Annotated in this window: 1 protein-coding gene; it reads left to right on the forward strand. The window is 54.6% G+C overall.

The window, feature by feature from the left end:
• The first annotated feature begins 219 nt into the window (after positions 1 to 219).
• Positions 220 to 708, forward strand: a complete 489-nt coding sequence (locus tag ALO64_RS09380; RefSeq protein WP_002553453.1) for a MarR family winged helix-turn-helix transcriptional regulator — start codon at positions 220 to 222, stop codon at positions 706 to 708.
• Positions 709 to 729 lie beyond the last annotated feature (21 nt).

A 729-nucleotide genomic window follows, 5' to 3' on the forward strand; every position in this document is an offset into this window, starting at 1 on the left:
TTCGCTCCCACTGGGCCTACCTTGTTCTTGGCTTGACGATAGCTCAAAGCTAAACGGCAAATATAGTTATGTCAATTAACTGTTATTTTTATTAATCAAAAGTCGGCACTCTGCCTGCACAGGCTGGTCACAGTGACGTATACCCCATAGCTATCGTTCGCTAACCTCGGCAAACTGATCGGCTGATTGACCCACCCCATCAAAAGGACTGCACTTTCAATGGCCAAGCCATCCGACATTGCCGACATTTGCCAGGCCTCCGCACAGGTTGCCGAAGCAGCTTTGCCAACGGATTCTGCGCTGGATGATCTGATCGGTTATGCCATGCGCCGGGCACAGCTCAAGCTGTTCCAGAACCTGATCGGACGTCTTTCCGCTCACGACCTGCGTCCGGCGCAGTTTTCGGCGCTGGCGATCATCGAGCAAAACCCGGGCCTTATGCAGGCAGACCTGGCCAAGGCGCTGGCTATCGAACCGCCCCAGGTCGTACCGTTGCTGAACAAGCTCGAAGAACGTGCACTGGCCGTGCGGGTTCGCTGCAAGCCAGACAAACGCTCGTATGGCATCTTCCTCAGCAAGAGCGGCGAGACATTGCTGCGCGAACTGAAACAGATCGCCGCCGACAGTGACCTCGATTCCACTTCGGCGCTGGATAACCAGGAACGTCAGGACCTGCTCAGGCTGTTGAAAAAGGTCTACCATTCGTAAAAATCCGTCATCAACGGCGAT

The organism is Pseudomonas meliae, from assembly GCF_001400515.1.
Taxonomy (GTDB): Bacteria; Pseudomonadota; Gammaproteobacteria; order Pseudomonadales; family Pseudomonadaceae; genus Aquipseudomonas; species Aquipseudomonas amygdali.

Excerpts from the sequence above, each read along its gene's own strand:
- ALO64_RS09380 (WP_002553453.1), top strand. The coding sequence starts at position 220 with ATGGCCAAGCCATCCGACATTGCCGACATTTGCCAGGCCTCCGCACAG.